This window comes from Kitasatospora indigofera (assembly GCF_014655955.1).
GTDB classification, from domain to species: Bacteria; Actinomycetota; Actinomycetes; order Streptomycetales; family Streptomycetaceae; genus Kitasatospora; species Kitasatospora indigofera.
The window spans coordinates 39,071-60,654 of the sequence record NZ_BNBO01000043.1 but is presented as its reverse complement, the minus strand read 5'-3'; the positions used below and the strand labels follow the sequence as shown (position 1 = coordinate 60,654).

Sequence of the window (21,584 nt, the reverse complement as noted above, 5' to 3'; positions counted from 1 at the left end):
GCGGGCCGGGGGTGGCCGGTCACCGGGCCGTGAGCCGTTCGGCGATCGCGCCGACGGTCTTCGCCTGGAACACCACGTGCGGCGGCACCTTGGTGCCGGTCTCCCGGGACAGGCGCATCGCGACCCGGACGGCGGCCAGCGAATTGCCCCCGATCCGGAAGAAGTTGTCGTCCCGGCCGACCTGCGGCAGGTCGAGGACGGCCCGCACGGCGTCCGCCACCAGCAGTTCCATCCCGTCCAGCGCGGTGGCCGCGGTGCCCGGTGCCGGCCGGGGCGCGGGGGCGGGCAGCGCCCGGCGGTCGGTCTTGCCGTTGGGGTTGAGCGGCAGGGCGTCGAGGATGTCGACGGTGGCGGGGATCATGTACTCGGGGAGCCGGCCGGCCAGTTCGGCGAGCAGCGCGTCGACGTCGGGCGGGGTGGGCCCGGTGGTGATGTAGGCGGCCAGCCGGCGGTCCCCGGGGGCCGGTTCGTGGACGGTGACGGCGGCCTCCCGGACCAGCGGGTGGCGGGTCAGGGCGTCCTCGATCTCGCCCGGTTCGACCCGGAACCCGCGGATCTTGATCTGGTCGTCGATCCGTCCGGTGATCTCCAGCGTGCCGTCCTCGGTGCGGTGCCCGAGGTCCCCGGTGCGGTAGAGCCGCTCCCCGGGCCGGCCGTACGGGTGGGCGACGAAGCGGCCCGCGGTGAGCGCCGGGCGGCCCAGGTAGCCGTACGCCAACCCGCCGCCCGCGGCGTAGAGTTCACCGCTCTCGCCGGGGCCGACCGGGCGCAGGGCAGCGTCCAGGACGTGGATCTCCTTGCCGTTCAGCGGGTGGCCGATCGGGATCGAGGCCCCGCCGAGGTCCTGCGGGCCGACCTGGTGGCAGGTGGTCAGGCCGAGGCTCTCCACCGGGCCGTAGCCGTTGGCGACCACCAGCCGCGGGTGGTTCTCCAGGGCCTTGGCGACGTGCGTCACCGAGGCCCGTTCGCCGGCGGTGAAGGCCACCTCAAGGTCGTCGAAGGTCTGCGGGAACTCCTCCAGCAGGAAGTTGAACAGACTGGCCGAGAGCTGGAGCTGGGTGACCCGGTGGCGCCGGGTGAGGGTCGCGATGGTCTCCGGGTCGGGCCGCCGGCCGGGCTGCAGCACGCAGGTGCCGCCGAACAGCAGGGCGCCGTACAGCTCCAGCGCGAAGGCGTCCCAGGAGACCGGCGAGCACTGCAGCCAGACCTCGTCGGGGCCGAAGCGCGCGTAGTCCTGGCCGAGGTAGGTGGTGGTCAGCGCCCGGTGCGGGGCGGCGACGCCCTTGGGGCGGCCGGTGGAGCCGGAGGTGAACATCACGCAGGCCAGGTCGTCGCCGGTGACCGGCAGCGCGAGGTCCTGGCCGGAGCAGCCGGCCACCTCGGCGGCCACCTCGTCCAGGTCGAGGTGGGCCGTGCCCTCGAACGGCGCGGGGGCGCGGCGGTGGGTGAGGACGAGGGCGGCGCCGCTGTCCGCGACGGCGCCGGCCAGCCGCTCGGCGGGGAAGTCCGGGTCGAGCAGGGTGTAGCCGGCGCCGGTCTTCAGCACCGCGAGCAGCGCCACCACCAGGTCGTGGCCGCGTTCGGTGAGGATCGCGACGACGTCGCCCCGGCCGACCCCGCGGCCGGCCAGGAAGTGCCCGAGCCGGTTGGCCCGGGTGTTCAGCTCCCCGTAGGTCAGCGCCAGCCCGGTGTCGCCCTCGACCAGGGCGGTGGCCTGCGGCGCGAGTTCGGCCCGGGCCTCGAAGAGGGTGTGCGCGGCGGGGTCGACGGCGGCGGCCAGGGTGTCCGCCCAGCTGTCGCAGAGGCCGGCGACGGTCTCGGGGTCGAACAGGTCGCTGTCGTACTCGAAGCGGCCGGTGAAGCCGGTGCCGAGGTCGTCGACGGAGATCGACAGGTCGAACCGGGACACCGCGTTGGAGTGCAGCTCGCGGGTGACCTCGGTGCCGCCGACGGTCAGCGGGCGGGTGTCCAGCGGGTGCAGTTCGAGCACCACCTGGCAGAGCGGGTTGCGGTCCTCCGGCCGGTCCTCCAGGACGAGGGCGGTGATCTCGTCGAAGGGGGTGTCCTGGTGCCGGTAGGCGCCGATCGCCACCTCCCGGACGTGCTGGACGAGTTCACGGAAGTCCGCGCCCTCCGCGAGCCGCAGGCGCAGCGGCAGCAGGTTGATGAAGTAGCCGATCAGGCCGGTCAGTTCGGTGCGTCCGCGCAGGCTCACCGGGGTGCCGAGGACGATGTCCCGCCGGCCGGAGCGGCGGTGCAGGGTCAGTGCGAGGCCGGCCAGCAGCACCATGAACGGGGTGGCGTCCTCGCTGCGGGCGAACTCGCGCACCGCGCGGGCCACCGGGGTCGGCAGCGCGAAGCGGTGGAAGGCGCCCCGGAAGGCCTGGATCTCCGGGCGGGGGTGGTCGGTGGGCAGCACCGGGTCCTGCGGGGCGTCGGCGAGCGCGGTGCGCCAGTGGGCGAGCCGCTCCTCGGCGCTCTCGTCCTCGTACTGCCAGGCGCTGTAGTCGGTGTACTGGACGGGGAGTTCGGGCAGGGCGTGGTCGCGGCCGGCGCGCAGCGCCGCGTACAGCTCCTGGAGTTCCTGTTCCAGGACGGGCAGCGACCCCTCGTCCCAGACGATGTGGTGGAACATCAGCAGCAGGGTGGTCGCACCGCCGGGGGTGCGGATGGCGTGGGCGCGCACCAGCGGGCCGTGCTCCAGGTCGAAGGGCTGCTGGGCCAGCTCGGCGACCAGCGCGTCGGGCTGCTCCGCCGGGCTGTCGAGGACGGTGAAGGGCAGCTCGATCCGCCGGTGGACGAGCTGCTCGGGGCCGTCCTCGCCGAGGACGAAGGTGGTCCGCAGGCTCTGGTGCCGGGCGACCACCGTCTCCAGGGCGGCGCGCAGCAGCCCGGTGTCGACCGGGCCGTGGAAGCGGAAGACCCAGGGCACGTTGTAGGTGGCCGCGCCGGGGTTCCACTGCTCCAGGAACCAGAGCCCGCGCTGGAACTTGGACAGCGGTGCCCGGGTGAGGCCGCGGGCGGTCAGCGGCGGCTGCTCGGGGCCGGCCGAGGCGGTGACGGCGGCGGCGAACTCGGCGAGGGTCGGCGCGTCGAAGATGGTGTACGGCGACACCATGCCGAACACCTCGTAGACCCGGCCGACCACCCGGACGGCGGTCAGCGAGTCCCCGCCGAGGTGGAAGAAGTTGTCGTCGGCGCTGACCTCGGCGACGCCCAGCACGTCCGACCAGACCGCGGCGATCAGCTGCTCGGCCGCGGTGCGCGGCGGGCGGTGGCCCGGGCGGCGGGTCGCGGTGGCCTCGGGGGCCGGCAGCGCGGCGCGGTCGACCTTGCCGCCGGCGGTCAGCGGGAAGCCGGCCAGCACGGTGAGGGTCGCCGGGATCATGTGCTCGGGCAGCCGGCCGGCCAGGAAGGCCCTGGCCCGGGCGTAGTCGGGGGCGGGCGCGGTGGCCGAGGCGGTGACGTAGGCGGCCAGCCGGCCCTCGTGCGCGACCACGGCGCAGCCGGCGACGCCCGGGCAGCCGGCCAGGGCGACCTCGATCTCGCCGGGCTCGACCCGGAAGCCGCGGATCTTCACCTGCTGGTCGGCCCGGCCCAGGTACTCCGGCGGAGCTCCCTCGGCGGGCCGCCGGACGAGGTCACCGGTGCGGTACATCCGGGCGCCGGGGACGGCGGACCAGGGGTCGGCGACGAAGCGTTCGGCGCTCGGCCCGGGCCGGCCGCTGTAGCCCCAGGCGAGCAGCGGCCCGCCGATGTACAGCTCGCCGGCGGTGCCGGGCGGGCAGGGGCGCAGCCGTTCGTCGAGGATGTGCAGGGTGCGCCCGCCGAGCGCCTCGCCGATCGGCACGCCGGAGCCGTCCCCGGCGGCGGCATCGTCCCCGACGGCGGTGTGGCCGGTCGCCGTGTGGACGGTCGCGGTGATCACCGTCTCGGTGGGCCCGTAGGCGTTCAGCAGGGGTACCCCGGTGAGCCGGTGCCAGCCGGCCGCGGTGGCCGGGTGCAGCCGGTCGCTGCCGGAGATCATCAGCCGCAGGGCGCGCGGCGCGGCACGGCCGGGCAGTGCGGCGACCACCTCCTGGAAGTAGCCGGCGGACAGGTTGGCGACGGTCACGCCTTCGGCGTCCAGCAGGTCGAGCAGCTCGGCGGGGGTGAGCAGCTGGCGCTCCGGCAGGACCAGGCAGGCCCCGGCGGCCAGCGTGCCGAGGATCTGTTCGATCGCCACGTCCACGGTGGGCCGGGCGAACTGCAGCACCACGTCGTCCTCGGTCAGCCCGAACCGGGCGACGGCGGCGGCGAGGTGCTCGGTCAGGGCGTCCAGCGGGACCAGCACGCCCTTGGGGGTGCCGGTGGTGCCGGAGGTGTGGATCACGTACCCGGCCGGGCCGGCGCCGGCGGCCCCGGCGCCCGGGCGGAGGCCGAGCCGGCCGTCCGTCAGGACGGCGGCCGCACCGGCCCCGTCCAGGATCGCCCGGTTGCGCTCCTCCGGCGCCTGCGGGTCGAGCGGGAGGTGGACCCGGCCGGCCCGGAGCACGGCCAGCAGGCCGACCAGGTGGTCGAGCCGGTCGCCGGCGGTGACGGCGACGACCTGCCCGGGGGCGGTCTCCCGGGTGATCTCCCCGGCGAGCGCGCCGCTCAGCTCGTCCAGCTCGCGGTAGGTGACCGTCCGGCCGGCCCGGCGGACCGCCGGACGGGACGGGTGGCGGCGGGCCGCCGGGAGGAACGGGAATTCGCTGGAGGACATCATTCAACCCCGATGCTTGGTGACGGCGAGGCCGGGCCGCCGTGGGCCGGGCGCGACTGTCCGCCGGACCGGCGGGACAGGAGGAGGGATCACGGCAGGACTCGGCGCTGCCGCTGCGGGTCTTTCAGGTACCGCGTTCCGGTGCGGGAGTCAGCTCCAGCCGTCGGGGGAGCACACGTCCTCCGGCCCGAGCGCGTCCGGCGCGTACTTTCCGAGCGAGCTGATCAGCAGCCGCATTTCGGTCCGCAGGCATTCCACCAGGCGGATCAGGCCGTCCTGCGGGTCCTCGGCGACCGCGAGCAGGGCCGCCCGGCCGAGGCCGACCGCCGTGGCGCCCAGCGCCAGGCTCTTCACCGCCCGGCTGCCCTCCCACATCCGGCCGGAGACCAGCAGCCGGCCGGGCGGCGGGCCGGACGGGAGCGCGCCGAGCCGGCGCAGGCACTCGGCGAGCGGCAGCCCGACGTGCCGGGGGAAGGCGGCGGGCGCCCAGCCGGTGCCGCCCTCGGCGCCGTCCACGGTCACCGCGTCCGCGCCGGCCTCGACGGCCGTCCGCACGGCGGCGGCGACGTCCCGGCCCGGGTGGAGCTTGACCCAGATCCGCACCCGGGGGAAGTTGTTGCGCATCAGCCGGACCTGCTGGCGCAGGATCTCCTCGGTGAAGGTGCCGGGGCTGCTGGAGCGCAGCACCCGCTGCCCCTCGAAGAGCGGGTCCAGTCCGTAGCGGTCCGCCACCCGGGCGGCCGCCGCCTCGTCCAGCACGGTCATCCCGCCGAGGCCGGGTTTGGCGCCCTGGCCGACCTTCAGCTCGAAGGCGAGGCGGCCGGAGTCGAGCAGCGGCCGGGCGGCCGGGTCGCTGTGCACGAGGTTCCACACCTCGGCGTCGGCGTCCTCGGTGCTCTGCTGCACGGCGACCCCGCCGACGCCGTCGGCGAGCCGCTCGGTGTAGGCGGTGAGGCGGCCGAGCAGCGAGCGCCCGGCCGCCTCGCCGAGCCGGCCGTAGCCGTTCACCGGGACGACGTTCTCCCCGATCACCATCGGGATGCCGAGCGCCCCGGCCTGGCGGCTGAGCGCCGGGCCGAGGTCGCCGGCGGCGGCGCGGGTCGAGCCGAGCGCGGAGAGGTAGACCGGCGCGGTGGAGCGGAGCCCGCCGATCGTGGTCCTCAGGTCGACGTCCTGGTAGGTGGGTTCGCGGCCGAGCTCGATGAGCTTGGCCAGCCGCTGCTCCATGAACACCGGCGGGGCCAGGCGCAGCGCGTCCAGCCGGTCGGCCGGCCCGGTGAGGCCGTCCGGCCCGTCCGGCCCGGCGCCGAACAGCACCTGGCCGTAGTCCCCGGCGGGCGGGAAGGCGGCGGCGGCACCGGTCCTGGCGCGCAGGCGGACGGCCTCCTCGGGGAACCCGGGTGCGGCGAGGTCGCTCACGGCGAGACCACCCCGGCGAGCTTGGGGTAGGCGCTGGCCTGCCAGACGGCGTCCAGCCCGGCGACGTACCGGGTCAGGCGCTCGACGCCGATGCCGAAGCCGGCGCTGGCGGGGATGCCCTCGCGGACCAGGTCGAGGTACCAGCGGTACTTCTGCGGGTTCTCACCGGTCTCCCGCATCCGGGTGATGATGTCGGCGTACTCGTTGGTCCGCTCGCTGCCGCTGCACAGTTCGCCGTAGCCCTCGGGCGCGATCAGGTCGAAGTTCCGCAGCAGGCCGGGCTCGCCGGGGCACTCGCGGTCGTAGAAGCCGCGGGAGCCCTTGGGATAGTCGGTGACGAAGAACGGGCGGCCGGCCTTGGCGGAGAGCAGCGCCTCGCCCTCCCAGTCGAGTTCGGCGTCCGGGTTCTGGTCGTGCCCGGCCGCCCGGAGGTCCAGCACGGCGTCGCTGTGCCGGACCCGCTCGAAGGCGCCCTGGAGCAGGCCGTGGAAGGCGTCGGTGTCCCGGCCGAGCTCCTCGAACTCGGCGGGCAGCGCGGCGGCGGTGCTGCGCACCATGTGCACGACCAACTGCTCGACCAGCGCGGTGATCTGCTCCCGGGAGGCGCCGGCGACCTCGACGTCCAGCTGGTGGAACTCGACCAGGTGGCGGTTGGTGCCGGCCGTCTCCAGCGGTTCCAGCCGGACGTTCGGGGCGACGCAGAAGATCTTGTCGAAGGCCAGCAGGGAGGCCTGCTTGTAGAGGATGGCGCTGGTCATCAGCTTGTAGCGGTGGCCGTAGAAGTCGATGTCGACCTGCTTGGAGCCCCGGGCGCCCGGGTCGGTGACCGGCCCGATGACCGGCGGCAGGAGTTCGGTGAAGCCCTCCCCGCGCAGGAACTCCCGCGCGGCGCCGAGCAGGTGGTGCTGGATGCGCAGCGCGCTGCGCGTGGTCGGGGACGCCAGGTGCCTGCCGGGGTCGGCCGGCGGCGTGGGCCCTTGCGCGGTCTGCACGGTCATGATGCCGTTCCCATCCTTGTCGTGGCGCGGTGCCGGTGGAGTGCGCGGGTGGAGTGCGCGAAGAAGTACGTGGTGAGGTGCGCGGGTGCTGCACGGCGCAGTGCACGGGTGCTGCCCGGCGCAGTGCGCGGGTGCTGAGCGGTGGGACGCTCCGGAGGAGCGCGGTGGAGTGCCCGGGCAGGCACGGCGGGCGGCCGGGCCTCAGCGGGCGACGGAGACCCCGTCGGCGACCGAGGTGCGGAAGGCCCGCCGGTCGTAGCTGCGCTGCACGTACGACAGCGCGCCGAGCAGTTCGGAGGAGCTGAGCGCCGGGGCGGCCGGGGTGCGGCCGCTCCGGCCGATCGGCATCGACCCGGGGTCCGACCAGTGCAGCCGCCCGTCGTGGTCGAGCCGGCTGCGGGCCCGGCCGGCGTTGTCCGGGTGCAGGCAGTAGGGGACGTCCAGGTAGCCCTTGGCGAAGGCCAGCACCAGCGCGCGGCCGATGTCCGGGTGCAGGTCGAGCACGGCGTCGATCAGGCCGCGGGCCTCGGCGCGGATCCCGGTGTCGGGCGTGGCCCCGGGCGGACTGCGGCGCTCGCCGGCGGCGACGGCGGCCGCGCTCTCCAGCGCCCGGACGTTCTCCCCGACGGTGGGGATGCGGTAGGCCTCGGCGGTGGTCTTCACGATCAGCCGGGCCGCGCCGGTCCGGACGGCGAGCCGGGCGGCCTCGTCCAGCAGCAGTTGCGCGCCGCCGGGCGACAGCGGGTACACGCCCATGTAGGTGTAGATCACCACGTGCCGGTCGACGTCCGGCAGCAGCTCGGCGGCGATCGCCTGCAGGGCCGTCACCGCCTCCTCGTCCTGGCGGGTGCTGGCCTGCTGGGCGTAGCTGAGCGAGATGCTGCGCAGTCCGTGCCGGCGGAAGAAGAGGCCCTCCAGCACGCTGAGCGCGATCAGCAGGCCGGGCGGGCAGAGCTGGCCCATCATGCAGCCGCCGAAGGTCTCCAGGTGCGGCTCGGCGCCGTCGGTGCGGGAGGCGGCCAGCAGCTCGCAGCAGCGTCTCCAGCTGTCGACGGCCTCGCGCAGCGGGGTGCGGCTGTAGGGCAGGCAGTACGAGACGGGGCCGCCCTCGGTGGCGTGCAGGCCGGCGGCGAGCAGTGCCGAGAAGATCTTCTCGGGGCGGGCCGAGCCGTGCCGGACCTGGACCGGGAAGCTGTCGTCGGCGACCCCGTGCAGTACGGACCGGGTGACGCCCGACGGGTAGCTGGTGATCGGGTAGCCGTTGAGCGGGACGCCCTCGGCGACGGCCCGGCGGGCCGCGGCCACCTCGCCGGTGCGGGTGTAGCTGTCCAGGGTGAGGGTGCCGACGGTGGTGGCGGCCGCGTCCTTGGTGGCGAGCAGGCCGGCCCGCATCCGGCCGGGTTCGCTCATCCCCATCCGTGGCTGCACCACCAGCGTGCCGGCCGCCCGGGCGCGGGCCACGAACGGGCCGAAGGCCGTCACAACAGCACTCCGGCCGGCAACGACCGGACGTAGGAACGGAAGGCGTCCACCGAGGCGGCCTCCTCGAAGACCGCGTCGAAGCCGGCCGCGAGCAGGGCCCGGGCCCGGGCGCCGTCCTCCGCCCCGGCGATGCCCAGCTTCCCGCCGATGACGATCGGCGTGCCGCGCAGCTCCGGGCAGGCGCGCAGTCCGGCGACCACCCGCAGTCCGTCGTTGTAGCCGTGCCCGTTGACGCTGCTCAGGACGATCAGGTCGGGTCGGCGCCGCCGGCATTCGGCGGCCAGGACCTCGTCCGGGACGCAGGGTCCGAGATTGGTCACCCGGTGGCCGAGTTCTTCCAGCAACAGCTGGAGAAACACCAGATTCCAGGTGTGCGAATCGGAGACCATGGTGGTCACCACGACATTCAGCCCGGCTTTTCCGGCCTTTCCACGCTCCACGGACTGCCCCTCGTCACCTAGTGGGCCAACGTCGACCGACGATCCGCGTCGATTTCCGGGCGAATTCCTCCGCCTGCCCTGACGAAAAGCTTATGGACCGCGTTCCGCGCCGACCGGCAGATCACCCGGCAGCACATCGGCAGATCACCGGTGGAAGGGGGCCGCGGGCCGGGCGGCCGGCGGGGCCACGGCCGGGGGCCGCGGTGGACGGCGTCCGCCCGCGGCCCCGCTCCCCCGCGTCGCCCGCCCGGACCGCTGCCCGACCGCCGGCCCGGCCTCACCCGGCGAGGGCCTCCAGCACGGGGTACGGTCCCGAGCGCTCCTCGCTGCGCGCGGTCGCCGCCGACAGCCAGTTCTCCCGCTCCTCCCGGCACAGCACCCGGAAGAGGTTGAGCACCGCGAACCGCACTCCGCCCTGGCCGCCGCCCACCGCCCGCACCAGCCCGCGGGAGAGCAGCTCGTGCACCACGGCCAGGCATTCCTGGACGGGCCGGCCGCTCAGCGTCACCGCCTCCTCCACCGTCCACCCCTGCTCGCCGTCGGCCAGCAGGCCCAGCAGGGCACGCTGACGGGGACTCAGCAGGTGCAGCGCACCGGTCAGCGCGACACGGACGTCCTCCCGCTCGTGGCAGAGCGGGGACGGCGCGCTGAGGGTGAAGGGGTTGCTCCGCAGCCGGGCCATCAGCTGGCCGGGCGACTGCACCAGGGTCCAGCCGGCCGCGAGTTCCAGGGCCCCGGGCAGGCCGTCCAGGTAGCGGCAGAGCGCGCCGACCGCCGCGGCCTCCTCCCGTCCCAGCCGGAACCCGGGTCGCACCCGGCGGACGTGCGACAGCAGCAGCCGCACCGCCGCCACCTCGGCCAGCCGCTGCGGGTCGTCGTCCAGTTCGGGGGCCGGCGTCTCCAACGGCGCGAGCGGGATCACCTGCTCGCCGTCCAGTCCCTGCGGCACCCGGGAGGTGATCAGCACCCGCAGGCCCGCGCAGCGGTGGAAGAGGTCGTCCAGGGTGGAGGCGTTGACGCCGCCGTCGGCGCCGTCGAGCACCAGCAGGGTGGGCCGGTCGCCGATCTGCTCGGCGAGCCCCTCGGCCCGGCCCGGCCGGCCCACCAGGTCGGCGAAGGCCGCGCCCGGGCCGCCCGGCTCACGCTCGCCGCAGGCCACCCAGCGCACCGCCCAGCGCACCGACGCGTGCAGCCGCCGGGCCACCTCCAGGGCGAGCCGGGTCTTGCCCACCCCGCCGAGGCCGACCACCGACACCAGCCGGTCGCCGTGCACGGTGAGGACGTCGGCCAGCACCTCGGCCTCGGTGCCGCGGCCGACGATCGCGTTGCGGGCGGCCGGCGGCGCGGCGGGCTCCTCCACCGGCACCTGCTGCCGGGCGGCCGCCTCGAAGGCGGCCCTGCTCCGCCCCTCCAGCCGCAGCGCGTCGGCCAGCAGCCGGACGGTCTCCTGCCGGGGGCGGTGGACGCGTCCCGTCTCCATGTCGCGGATCGCCCGCACACTCAGCGTCGCGTGGTCGGCCAGGCCCTGCTGGGTCAGCCCGACACGCTCCCGCCGTACCTTGAGCAACTCGCCAAAACTCGACACCGGCTGACCGCCGTCCATGCCAGCCCCCCTTTCCTCGCGTTCGGACAACACCCTCGGAAGCTCCGGTTCGGCCCGAGACTGACGACCTCAGTCCTGCGCCCAAGGCGCCGGGGACTGGGCCCGCCTCGGTTCGGCCGGCCCGGATCCCGGTTTCGGCTGTAGCCACTGGACCGGTTCCCCTTACGACCGAGATGCTCCACGCCCGGGTTCTACGCGGGATCAACGGCCGATCACCGTGCCCGGGCCACCGTCCCGCACCGGCGGCCCGGGCCGTCCGCCTCCGGGAACGACCGCGGTGCGGGGCCCCGGGACGCTCGGTCCCGGGGCCCCGCACCGCGGCGGTCCCTTCCGGCGCGGGGCTCCTGACGCCCGGCCGGGAGGGGCGGTGGGTCAGAACGGCAGGACCCGCACCGCCCTGCAGCCGAAGAAGCGGTAGGTCTGCGCGGCGGCCCGGTCGGTGTAGGAGCCCTTGACACAGACCTCGGTGTCACCGGCCCGGACCCCGGAGGGTTCGGTGTCGAAGTGCAGGACCAGGTCGAGGTCGCCGTCCACCGCCTCCACCGGGTTCACGGTCCGCTCGACCACGTCGGCCAGGTGGCCCGCCGGGTGCGGCTCGGTGCTGCCGCCCGGCCCGGCGTAGACCACCTGGCGCGGCCCGAAGCGGACGGTGGGCACCTGGACGGACGCCGCGTCGAAGGCCAGCGGCAGGCCGTACTCGCCGGCGGCGGTGGTCAGGACGGCGACGGTGGTGACGCCGCGCGGGACGACGACCGGCGTCGGGAGGCCGCCCTCCGGCTCGATGTCGATCCGGACCGGCACGATGCAGTCGAGGGTGAACTCGACCGGCCGGTGGTTGTCCGCCTCCACCGGATCGGTGTCACCGGGCCGGGCCGGCGTGACCGAGGCGGTGAACCGGTAGGTGTGCGCACCCGGTCGGTCGCAGCCGACCGTGAAGGTGCTGTCCGCCGTCCGCGGCGCCCCGACCGCCAGGGCGGGGACGCTCCGCGTGGACGAGGCCGGCGTGACGGTCGCGCCCGGGTCCGGGGCGGCGGCGGTGGTGAGGGTCGCGTCCATCGGCGAGGAAGGCCCGTTGCTGGCCACCGTGCCGTGCAGGGTGACGTCCAGGGTGCCGCCGATCACCAGCTGGGTGGGCGGCGCCTGCGCGACGAAATCGCTGACGGCCAGGTCGGCGACCGCGACGACGGTGGTCGTGGTGCTCGCGCCGTCGTTCCCGGCGTCGGGGTCGGGACCCACCAGGTTGTCCGCCACCGCCTGGTTGGCCAGGGCGACCGGCCCGCCGGCGTCGTGGACCAGGTCGGCGGGGACGTGCGCGGTGATGGTGACCGTGCGGGAGGCGCCGACCCGCAGGTCGCCGAGCCCGCAGGTGACCGTCCCGGCGGCCGCCTTGCAGGCCGGGTCGGCAGCCACGAAGGGGGTCTGCGCGGGGAGGGTGTCGGACAGCGACACCGCCGCCGCCGGGTTGGGCCCGTGGTTGGTGACGACCGCCGTCCAGGTGAGGTCGGTGCCGGCCGCGACCGGGTCGGGGTCGTCGGTGACCGTGAGCTCCAGGTCGGCCTTGTTGGCCTGGTCCTCCATGGCCAGCAGCTCGGCCGTGGTCGGGTAGTCGTCGGACTCCACGTTGATGCCCGCGTCGGCGGAGTCGCCGAACTGGCGGAAGGGCAGCGACACCGCCGTCCAGTCGTCCGACCCGTGGATGGTCTCGTCGGTCGAGGTGTTGGCGATGCAGGCGGCCGGGGTACGGACCGGGCCCGGGCCCGCCGTGTCGATGTTGGTGGGCAGCGCCGTCTCGAAGGGCGGGTCGGTGTCGCTGTTCCAGTTCGGCCCGGTGTCGAGGTTGTCGGTCAGCTTCTGCCCGGCCCGGTCGACGAACCGGAAGCGGTTCCGTGGGTCGGTGGGGTCCAGCGGGGTGGGCTCGGTCAGGTTGGTCTCGACGAGGTCGGCCAACGGGGCGGCGCCCCGGCTGGTGCCGTCGACGTTGATCCGGGGCGGGGAGTAGTCCAGCAGCACACCGCCGCCGACCCGGGGGATCCCGGCCGCGAGGTCGTAGTTCATCAGGCTGACGTAGTTCGGCTTGCAGTTGGGCCGGTCCTGGAAGCCGCCGTGGCGGAGGTTCAGGTTGTGTCCGAACTCGTGCATGATCGAGCCCGCGTCGGGGTTGAAGACGGCGAAGTCGTTGCCGCCGATCTCGCCCTGGCCGCCGCGCACCCGGGGACAGCCGGCCGGCTGCACGGCCATCACCCCGTAGCGGAAGATCAGCCGGCGCTCGCGGTTGAAGTTGGCCGCCTTGGCCGTGTAGTACAGGTCCCCGTTGTCGATGCCGCAGGCGTTGGTCCGGGTGGCGAGAATGCTGCCGCCGCCGAGGTTCTCGCCGGCCCGGCAGTCCGGATCCTGCGCGTCCGGGAGCGCGTCGCCGTCGTTGTCGATGCCGTCACCGCAGTCCCTGGCCGCCTGCTCGATGCTGGAGTCCAGGTAGTTGACCAGCCGCCGGTTGCAGCTCGGGTCGTTGCCGTCGATCCTGCCGTCGCCGCCGTTGTCGATGCCGTCCGAGCAGGTGCCCGCCACCCCGCCCTCGGTGGCGGTGGGGTCGTACACACCCCCGGTGTCGATGTGCAGGGTGATGCCCGGCCGGCCGTCGGGATTGGGCGGGGCGCTGACGCCGCCGGGTCTGGTCCCGGCGGTCGACCCGGCGGTGATCGGGGCCGCGGCGAACGCCCGCCTCAGCGCCTCGATCCCCTCCCGGGACGGAGCCCGGCCGGCCTCCGAGTCGAGCTCCAGGTAGAGGTCCTTGTGGCGGGGATCGGCCCCCAGCGCGGGGAGGTCCACGTCGATGGTGCCGTCGCCGTCGTCGTTGTAGCCGTTGCGCTCCCAGCCGTCGAGCAGGCCGTCGCCGTCCGCGTCGCCGCTGGTCGAGAGCGTGCTGACCTCCCAGCACACCTTCACCCGGGGCTCGTCCTCGTCGCTGCCGGTGTCGCCGTCACCGGTGGAGCAGGACTGCGGCCAGTTCACGTTGTCGGTGGGGTTGGTGGCGGTGTCCCGCCACTTGCCGTCCTGGTAGTGGACGGTGAAGTCCAGGTTGTTGTCGTCGTCGTGCGGACTGTCGTCACCGAGGTCGTCGCCGCCGGGGGCGTCGTCCTCGTCCCAGATCTGGATCGTGACCGGCACGTTCTCGACGGTGTCGGGCAGGTCCACGGGGACCGCCCAGAACGGGTCGACGGACGAGTTGTTGTCGATGGTGGGCGTACGGTGCTCCACGCCGTTGACGAAGACCTTGGCGAAGAAGTCGGCGTGGCCCTCGAAGGCGGCCTCCAGGCCCTCGGCGTCGCAGGAGTCGACGCACTCGACGTGGGTGATGGTGATGGAGAACGGGCGGGTGCCGGCGGCGTGCGCCATCGCCGGCGCGAGCGCCAGCGTGAGCAGGACGACCGTCAAGGCCGCCAGGCTCCGCAGCCGCTTCGCGGTTCGGTGCATAGGAGTCCCTCTCGTCGCGGATCGCGTCCGGGGATTGTCGGAGGCGGCGATCCGCAGATCGTTCGAGAGCGAACAGACTCCTGAGGGGAATCCGCCGAAAGCCGCACCGCACAGTGTGCCCACCCTTGTTCCATCGGTGCGGCCGCACCGCTCGGACGTTCACCACAATTGCGTACGACGGCTTCTCCGCCTTGCCTTTTCCGGGAATCTCGTGTTCATGGCGGAACGTCGGACGATATGTGTACGTATCTGATTCTCTGCGCGCAATCCCCTGCCGGAGCCCCCCGGGGCCGCCGGGACGAACGAACACCCGGACCGCCGACCCCGGTCCTTCGGCCCCGCTCCGGTCACGTCGCCGGATCGGCGGCCAGGAAGGGAGCGAGGAGCGCCAACAACGCGTCGGGGCGGTCGAGGGGGATGATGTGGCCGCAGTCCTGGAGACGGTGTGCGACCAGGTCATCGGCGATGGGCCGGAGTTGGCGTTCGAGCCCGGTGCCGACGGGATGGGAGCCGACGGCCATGGTGGGCATGGTCAGCCGAGCCGTCGCGACGGCGTCCTGGATCTGCTGCGCGCTGGTGGGCAGGGCCCGGTAGTAGGAGAACGCGCAGCGCAGGGCCTCGCTCCCGGTGTACGCGTGGACGAAGGCCGCCCGGATGTCGTCGGGCACTCCTCGCCCGAGCGTCCCCGAGTCGAGGAACCAGTCGATGTACCGGGCCTCGTTGCCGGCCAGGACGGTCTCGGCCAGGCCGGGGACGGCGTGGAAGCCGAACCACCACGGGGCGCCGCCCGCCACGACGTGGTCGGCTCCGGGCAGGCGGCCGAGCAGTGCCTCCATCACGACCAGGCGCCGGACGAGGTCGGGCCGGCGCAGCGCGAGCAGGACGGCGGGGGCGGTGCCCGCGTCGATGCCGACCACCGCCGCCGAGGGCTCGCCGAGTGCGTCGAGCAGCCCTTCGGCGTCGGCGGCCAGGGTGCCTGCGTCGTAGCCCTCGACGGCACGTTCACTGGCACCGAGGCCTCGCAGGTCCGGGGCGATGACCCGGTACCGGCCGGCCAGTCGGCCCATGATGCCGCTCCAGAGCCGCCAGGTGTGCGGGAAGCCGTGCAGCAGCAGAACCGCGGGCCCGTCCCCGGCGACGGCGACGTTGAGATGTATGCCGTTCGTCGCGATGCGGCGCAGTTGGTGTGCGGTGGTGACGGGCATGACGGCTCCTGCGAGTGGTTACCATTGGTTACCACGAAACGATAGGTAACTGTCCGGCTGCTTCCTAGACGGCACTTTCAGGGAAGGTGGTGAGCCACAGGTGACCACCCGAGGAGCCCCGGCCACCGGTCGTGGGGTACGCGGCGATCTGTTCGATCCCCAGTGCCCGACGCGGCAGTTGCTGGACCGCATCGGCACGAAGTGGACGTCCATGGTGGTCAGGACGCTCGCCGATGCGGCACCGGACGAGGTGCGCTTCGCTGAGCTGGGACGCCGGATGCCCGGTGTCTCGCAGAAGATGCTGTCCGTGACGCTGCGAAGCCTGGCCCGCGACGGGCTGGTGTCGCGTCGGGTCGAACCGACCGTGCCGCCGCGGGTCTTCTACCGGCTCACCGGACTCGGGCTGTCCCTGGAGGCCGCCCTTGCCGGGCTGCGGACCTGGGCCGAGGAGCACATGGCCGAGATCGACCGCGCCAACGATGCCACCGACCGGGAGCTCGCCGAGGGGTAGCCAGGCCGGTTCCGCGCTCCGGGCCCCTCGGGTCCGGTCGCCGTCCGGGGCCACCCCGGCGAGCAGCGGATCACGGCCTTCTCCGCCGCCCCGCGGGCTTCACCGCCCACCCGCCCCCGTGACGTCCCGCCGCCGGCCCCGGCCGGCCTGGGCCTGGGCCTGGGCCTGGGCCGGACCCGCCGATTCGGCCGCACCCCGGTAGGCGAAGCGGGGCAGCAGGAGCTGGGCGGCCGGGCCGACCGCGAGGGCGTAGAGCACGGTGCCGACGCCGGCCCGGCCGCCCAGCAGCCAGCCCGCGGCCAGGACGGTCAGTTCGATCAGGGTCCGGACGGAGCGGATGGAGCGCCCGGTGACGGCCGCGGTGCCCGTCATCAGCCCGTCCCGGGGCCCGGGGCCGAGGCGCGCCCCGACGTAGACCGCGATGGCCAGGGCGTTGACCGCGATGCCGGCCGCCAGCAGGGCGCCCCGGGCCGCGAGGCCCCGGCAGGGCGGGAGGACCAGCAGGCCCAGGTCGGAGGAGAGCGCCAGGACGGCGATGTTGGCGAAGGTCCCGAAGGTCGGCCGCTGCCGGAGCGGGATCCAGCCCAGCAGGGCGAGGACCCCGACCAGGGCGCTGACGGCGCCGAAGCTGAGCGGGGTGTGCCGGGTCAGCCCGTCGTACAGGACGCTCCACGGGTTGACGCCCAGTGAGGCGCGGACCAGCAGCGCGAGGCTGAACCCGTACAGCGCCAGGCCGATCAGGAGTTGGGGCACGCGGCGGAGCGGGCGCTCGCCGAGCGGCAGGTAACCGAGTGGGGGCAGGGTGGTGCGGGCGCTGGCCAACGGGCTCTCCGGTGCGGGGATCGGACTGGGGTGCCGGGACGGGGTGCCGTCCCGGTACCGCCCGAACCTAGGGCGGCGCACCGCACGGCGTCCTGGTCCACCTGGGGCAAACTGGACCAGTGCGTATCGGAGTGGAGCAACTGGTCAGGGCGCTCGGCGGGTGGCAGGCCACCGCCGTTCCGCTGGTGGACGCGCTGGAGGGCGCCCTGCGGGAGGCCGTGCTGGACGGGCGGCTGGCGGTCGGCAGCGCACTGCCGGCCGAGCGCCGCCTCGCCGACGGCCTCGGGGTCAGCCGGGGCACGGTGGTGGCCGCGCTGACCAGGCTGCGGGACACCGGCTGGGTCCGGACCCGGCACGGCAGTGCCAGCACCGTGCAGCTGCCGCCCAGCTCGGCCGAGCGGTTCGCGCCCCCGTCGGCCGACGGCAGCGCCGGCTCGATCGACCTGCGCCGGGCCGTCCCCGCCGCCCCGCGGGCCGACTACCTCGCCGCCACCGCGCGTGCCGCCCGGCGGGCCGGGCCCGCCCTGGCGCAGGGCGGCCACTCCGGCGCCGGGCTGCCCGAACTCCGGGAGGCGATCGCCGGGCGCTACACCCGCGAGGGGCTCCCCACCCGGGCCGAGCAGATCCTGGTGACCTCCGGCGCCCGCGCCGCGCTCGCCCTGCTCGCCGCCCGGCTGCGCCCCCGGGTGGCCGCCGTCGAGAACCCCACCTACCCGCGCGCGGCCGCCGTCCTGCGCGGGGCCGGGGCCCGGCTGTCCGGACTGCGGGTGACCACCGAAGGCTGGGACGAGGACCAGCTGCACGCCGCGTTCGCCGCAGCGCGGGGCGGACTGGCCTACCTGGTACCGGACTTCCAGAACCCGACCGGCGCGCTGATGGACGCCCGCACCCGGCAGGCGGTCGCCGCCTCGGCGGCCGAGCACGGGGTGACGGTGGTCGCGGACGAGACGCTGCGCGACCTGCACCTGTCCGGCCCTGCGCCGCTGCCCCCACGGATCCCCCGGGCCGTCCTGGTCGGCTCCGCCAGCAAGACCGTCTGGGCCGGGGTGCGGGTGGGCTGGATCAGGTCCCCCGGCACCGGGCTGATCGGCGAACTCCTGCACCACCCGCTCTGCGAACCGCTCTCGGCGGCGCCGATGGAGCAGCTCGTGGCCGTCGAACTGCTCGCCGCCCTCGAACCGCTGCTGGACCGGCGGCGTGCCGAACTACGCGTCCAGCGCGACCACTTGGCCGGGCGACTGGCGGACGACGCCCGCTGGCGGTTCACCGTGCCCGAGGGCGGCCTGGTGCTCTGGCTACGGCTGCACGGTGTGCGGGCCGACACCGTCACGGCCCGGGCGGGCGCCGCCGGGCTGCACCTCGCACCCGGCCCCGCCTTCGCGGTGGACGGCGCCCTGACGCACTACCTGCGGGTGCCGTACACCCCGCCGGTCGCGACCCTGGACCGGATCGCCGGCATCCTCGACGAGGCCTGCTCCCCGCCCGCCCGCTGAGCCGCCGCCCCCGGAGCTCCAGCCGGCGGGCCTTCCGGCCGCCGAGCCTCCCCCGCGGACCGCCCGGCCCCGGACGACGACCGGGGCAAACACCTCGACTCAGCAAGCAACAGAATCTTGCGTTCGGTCACACAGTTTTTTGCGCGGACGTAGCGATCCATTGCGTTTGCATGTCCATCTCGTTACGATCCCCGGCATCGGGCTCCGAGCTGCCGTGCTCGCTCAATGTCTTCCTCCGGCGGCCGAGTTGACGACCAATCGAAGGAGATCCAGATGGGTGTCACACGTCGGGCGTTCCTGCAAGCCGCAGCCGCGGCAGGCGTCGCCGGAGCGATCGGGCTCGGTGAGGCCGTGCTCGCCGGGCCCGCGGCGGCGGCGAGCGCGCCCGGCGACGTGGTCGGCAAGGTGACGGTGGGCTACCAGGGCTGGTTCGCCTGCGCCGGGGACGGCGCCCCCGTCAACGGCTGGTGGCACTGGGCCCAGAACTGGGGCCAGACCCCGTCGCCGTCCAACAACAGCATCGTGGCCTGGCCCGACGTCCGCGACTACCCGGCCACCTACCGGACCGCCTTCGGCAACCTCGGCAACGGGCAGCCGGCCACGCTGTTCTCCTCCTACGACCAGTCGACCGTCGACGTGCACTTCCGCTGGATGAAGCAGTACGGCGTCGACACCGCGGCCCTCCAGCGCTTCAACCCCACCGGTGGCGAGGGGCCGACCCGCGACGCCATGGCGGGCAAGGTGCGCAGCGCGGCCGAGTCCCAGGGCGTGAAGTTCTACGTGATGTACGACGTCTCCGACTGGACGACCATGCAGGCGGACATCAAGACCGACTGGACCGGCAAGATGCGGGCGCACACCGCCTCGTCCGCCTACGCCCGGCAGAACGGCAAGCCGGTGGTCTGCATCTGGGGCTTCGGCTTCAACGACAACCAGCGGCCGTTCGCCCCGGACGCCTGCCTGGACGTGGTGAACTGGTTCAAGGCGCAGGGCTGTTACGTGATCGGCGGGGTGCCGACCTGGTGGCGCACGGGTGACCGGGACTCCCGGCCCGGCTTCGGCGGCGTCTACCACGCCTTCGACATGCTCTCGCCGTGGATGGTCGGCCGGATCGGCAACGTCGCGGACGCCGACAACTTCTACAACGTCGCGACCGTGCCCGACCTCGCCGAGTGCGCCGCGCACGGCATCGACTACCAGCCGTGCGTGCTGCCCGGCGGCGTCTCCGGCCGCCAGCGCGCCCACGGCGACTTCATGTGGCGGCAGTTCTACAACATGGGCCGGGCCGGGGTGGCGAGCGTCTACATCTCGATGTTCGACGAGTACAACGAGGGCAACCAGATCGCCAAGACCGCCGAGTCGCAGGCCTGGGTGCCGGCCGGTTCGGGCTTCCTCGCACTGGACGAGGACGGTACGGCCTGCTCCTCCGACTACTACCTGCGGCTGACCGGCGACGGCGGCCGGATGCTCAAGGGCCAGCTCGCCCTCAGCGCCGTCCGGCCCACCCCGCCGGTGGTCGGCGGGGGCGGCGACACCGTACCGCCGACCGCCCCGGGCAGCCTGCACGTCACGGCCCGGACGGACACCACCGTGGCGCTCGCCTGGACGGCCTCCACCGACAACGTCGGTGTGACGGGCTACCGGATCCGCCAGGTCAACGGCGCCACCGCCACCCCGGTCGGCAGCGCCGCCGGGAACGCCACCGCCTTCACCGTGACCGGGCTCACCGCCTCGACCGCTTACACCTTCGACGTGCTGGCGCTCGACGCGGCCGGCGGCGTCTCCCGCCCGTCCGACCCGTGCACCGTCACGACGGCGGCGGGCAGTTCGCCCACCGTCGACCTCGCCCTGAACCGGCCGACCGCGGAGAGCAGCCACACCCAGGTGTACGGCTCGGGCAACGCCGTGGACGGAGACCCGAACAGCTACTGGGAGAGCGCCAACAACGCCTTCCCGCAGTGGCTCCAGGTGGACCTGGGGAGCGTCACCGCCGTCCGCCGGATCGTCCTCGCGCTGCCGCCGGCCACCGCCTGGGCCACCCGGACGCAGACCGTCGCCGTGCAGGGCAGCACCGACGGCGGCTCCTTCGGGCAACTGCTGGGCGCCACCGGCTGCACCTTCGACCCGGCCACCGGGAACACCGCCACGCTGACCCTGCCCGCCACCGTGACCACCCGGTACGTCCGGCTCGTCCTCACCGCCAACACCGGCTGGCCGGCCGGGCAGGTCGCCGCGTTCCGGGTGTACTCCGGCTGAGCCGCGCCCCCGCCGGGCGGACACGCCTGCCGGCGTGCGGGTGCCGGGACCGGCCGGTCCCGGCACCCGCACCCGCACCCGCACCCCACGCTCAGCAGATCCTGGGCAGTTGCTCCCCGATCGGCAGGTCCACCACCCGGGTGCCGCCGAGCCCGGTGCGCGCGACCACCATCCCGGGGTGGTCGGCGACGCACTCGCCGATCACGGCCGCCCGGGCACCGAGCGGGTGGGCCCGCATCGCCGCCAGGACGGCCCCGGCGTGCTCGCGCGGGACGAAGGCCACCAGCTTGCCCTCGTTGGCGACGTACATCGGGTCCAGCCCGAGGATCGCGCAGGCGTTGGCGACCTCGTCCGGGACGGGAACGCTGCGCTCCTGGACGAGCACGCCGACACCCGCCGCGACGGCGATCTCGTTGAGGGCGGCGCCGAGCCCGCCCCGGGTGGGGTCGCGCAGCACGTGCAGGTCGGGGGTGACCGCGAGCATCGCCTCCACCAGCCCACCCAGGGCGGCGCAGTCGCTCTCGATCCGGACGCCGAACTCCAGGCCCTCGCGCACGCTCATCACCGCGACGCCGTGCACGCCGATGTCGCCGCTGACGATCACCACGTCGCCGGGTGCGGCCCGCTGCGCGCGGATGTCCACGCCGGCCGGGATCAGGCCGATCCCGGCGGTGTTGAGGTAGATGCCGTCCCCGTGGCCGGCCTCGACCACCTTGGTGTCACCGGTCACCACCTCGACGCCGGCCCGGCGGGCGGCCTCGCCGAGCGCCTGCGCGACCCGGGCGACCGTCGCCATCTCCACGCCCTCCTCCAGGATGAAGGCGCAGGACAGGTAGGCCGGCCGGGCGCCGCTCATGGCGAGGTCGTTGACGGTGCCGTTGACCGCGAGGTCGCCGATGCTGCCCCCGGGGAAGAACAGCGGCCGGACCACGAACGAGTCGGTGGAGAAGGCCAGTCGGGCGCCGCCGAGGGTGAGCGCCGCCGAGTCGCCGAGCGAGGCCAGCAGCGGTCCGCCGAAGGCGGGGGCGAAGACGTGCTCGACGAGTTCGGCGGACATCGCCCCGCCGCCGCCGTGGCCCATCACCACCCGCGGGTGGTCGCGCAGCGGCAGCGGGCAGCTCCAGTTGGCGAAGTCGGGGG

13 protein-coding genes are annotated in these 21,584 nt (G+C 74.5%); 3 read left to right on the top strand and 10 right to left on the bottom strand.

From position 1 onward, the window contains the following. Nucleotides 1-19: 19 nt before the first annotated feature. The 8 genes from IE329_RS28780 to IE329_RS28745 form a co-directional block, all read right to left on the bottom strand. Entirely contained in the window at nucleotides 20-4,747 is a 4,728-nt protein-coding gene (locus IE329_RS28780) for a non-ribosomal peptide synthetase (RefSeq protein WP_229927843.1), read from the bottom strand. Between the two features lie 147 nt (nucleotides 4,748-4,894). Then, on the bottom strand, nucleotides 4,895-6,163 hold the full coding sequence (locus IE329_RS28775; RefSeq protein WP_190213912.1) for a glutamate synthase-related protein: 1,269 nt from the start codon (nucleotides 6,161-6,163) through the stop codon (nucleotides 4,895-4,897). Further along, nucleotides 6,160-7,161: an asparagine synthetase A gene (locus IE329_RS28770; RefSeq protein WP_190213911.1), complete on the bottom strand. Its 1,002-nt coding sequence runs from the start codon at nucleotides 7,159-7,161 to the stop codon at nucleotides 6,160-6,162. Before IE329_RS28770 ends, IE329_RS28775 begins: the two co-directional genes overlap by 4 nt. Nucleotides 7,162-7,362: 201 nt before the next feature. Continuing rightward, nucleotides 7,363-8,643 carry a methylaspartate mutase gene (locus IE329_RS28765; protein WP_190213910.1) on the bottom strand — a complete coding sequence of 427 codons (1,281 nt, stop codon included), beginning with the start codon at nucleotides 8,641-8,643 and terminating at the stop codon, nucleotides 7,363-7,365. Further along, nucleotides 8,640-9,032 (bottom strand): cobalamin B12-binding domain-containing protein, encoded by a 393-nt coding sequence (locus tag IE329_RS28760; protein ID WP_190213929.1) that lies wholly within the window; start codon nucleotides 9,030-9,032, stop codon nucleotides 8,640-8,642. Before IE329_RS28760 ends, IE329_RS28765 begins: the two co-directional genes overlap by 4 nt. 328 nt (nucleotides 9,033-9,360) lie before the next feature. Beyond that, nucleotides 9,361-10,686: a helix-turn-helix domain-containing protein gene (locus IE329_RS28755; protein ID WP_190213909.1), complete on the bottom strand. Its 1,326-nt coding sequence runs from the start codon at nucleotides 10,684-10,686 to the stop codon at nucleotides 9,361-9,363. A 372-nt stretch (nucleotides 10,687-11,058) separates the two neighbouring features. Then, nucleotides 11,059-14,157: a DUF11 domain-containing protein gene (locus tag IE329_RS28750; protein ID WP_190213908.1), complete on the bottom strand. Its 3,099-nt coding sequence runs from the start codon at nucleotides 14,155-14,157 to the stop codon at nucleotides 11,059-11,061. Nucleotides 14,158-14,504: 347 nt separating this feature from the next. Then, nucleotides 14,505-15,362: an alpha/beta hydrolase gene (locus tag IE329_RS28745; RefSeq protein ID WP_190213907.1), complete on the bottom strand. Its 858-nt coding sequence runs from the start codon at nucleotides 15,360-15,362 to the stop codon at nucleotides 14,505-14,507. Between the two features lie 100 nt (nucleotides 15,363-15,462). On the opposite strand from IE329_RS28745, the gene IE329_RS28740 reads away from it, so the two are divergent. Further along, on the top strand, nucleotides 15,463-15,873 hold the full coding sequence (locus IE329_RS28740) for a winged helix-turn-helix transcriptional regulator (protein WP_190213906.1): 411 nt from the start codon (nucleotides 15,463-15,465) through the stop codon (nucleotides 15,871-15,873). A gap of 99 nt (nucleotides 15,874-15,972) precedes the next feature. On the opposite strand, the gene yczE is transcribed toward IE329_RS28740, so the two are convergent. Further along, nucleotides 15,973-16,695: a membrane protein YczE gene (yczE, locus tag IE329_RS28735; RefSeq protein WP_229927842.1), complete on the bottom strand. Its 723-nt coding sequence runs from the start codon at nucleotides 16,693-16,695 to the stop codon at nucleotides 15,973-15,975. A 119-nt stretch (nucleotides 16,696-16,814) separates the two neighbouring features. Between yczE and IE329_RS28730 the strand changes: the two genes are divergently transcribed. Further along, nucleotides 16,815-18,188 carry an aminotransferase-like domain-containing protein gene (locus IE329_RS28730; RefSeq protein WP_190213905.1) on the top strand — a complete coding sequence of 458 codons (1,374 nt, stop codon included), beginning with the start codon at nucleotides 16,815-16,817 and terminating at the stop codon, nucleotides 18,186-18,188. A 273-nt stretch (nucleotides 18,189-18,461) separates the two neighbouring features. Further along, the gene (locus tag IE329_RS28725; protein WP_190213904.1) at nucleotides 18,462-20,444 is read left to right on the top strand and encodes a discoidin domain-containing protein; all 1,983 of its coding nucleotides are present in this window, start codon (nucleotides 18,462-18,464) and stop codon (nucleotides 20,442-20,444) included. Between the two features lie 91 nt (nucleotides 20,445-20,535). Here IE329_RS28725 and hypE read toward each other — a convergent pair whose 3' ends face one another. Next, nucleotides 20,536-21,525 carry a hydrogenase expression/formation protein HypE gene (hypE, locus tag IE329_RS28720; protein WP_190213927.1) on the bottom strand — a complete coding sequence of 330 codons (990 nt, stop codon included), beginning with the start codon at nucleotides 21,523-21,525 and terminating at the stop codon, nucleotides 20,536-20,538. Between the last annotated feature and the right edge of the window lie 59 nt (nucleotides 21,526-21,584).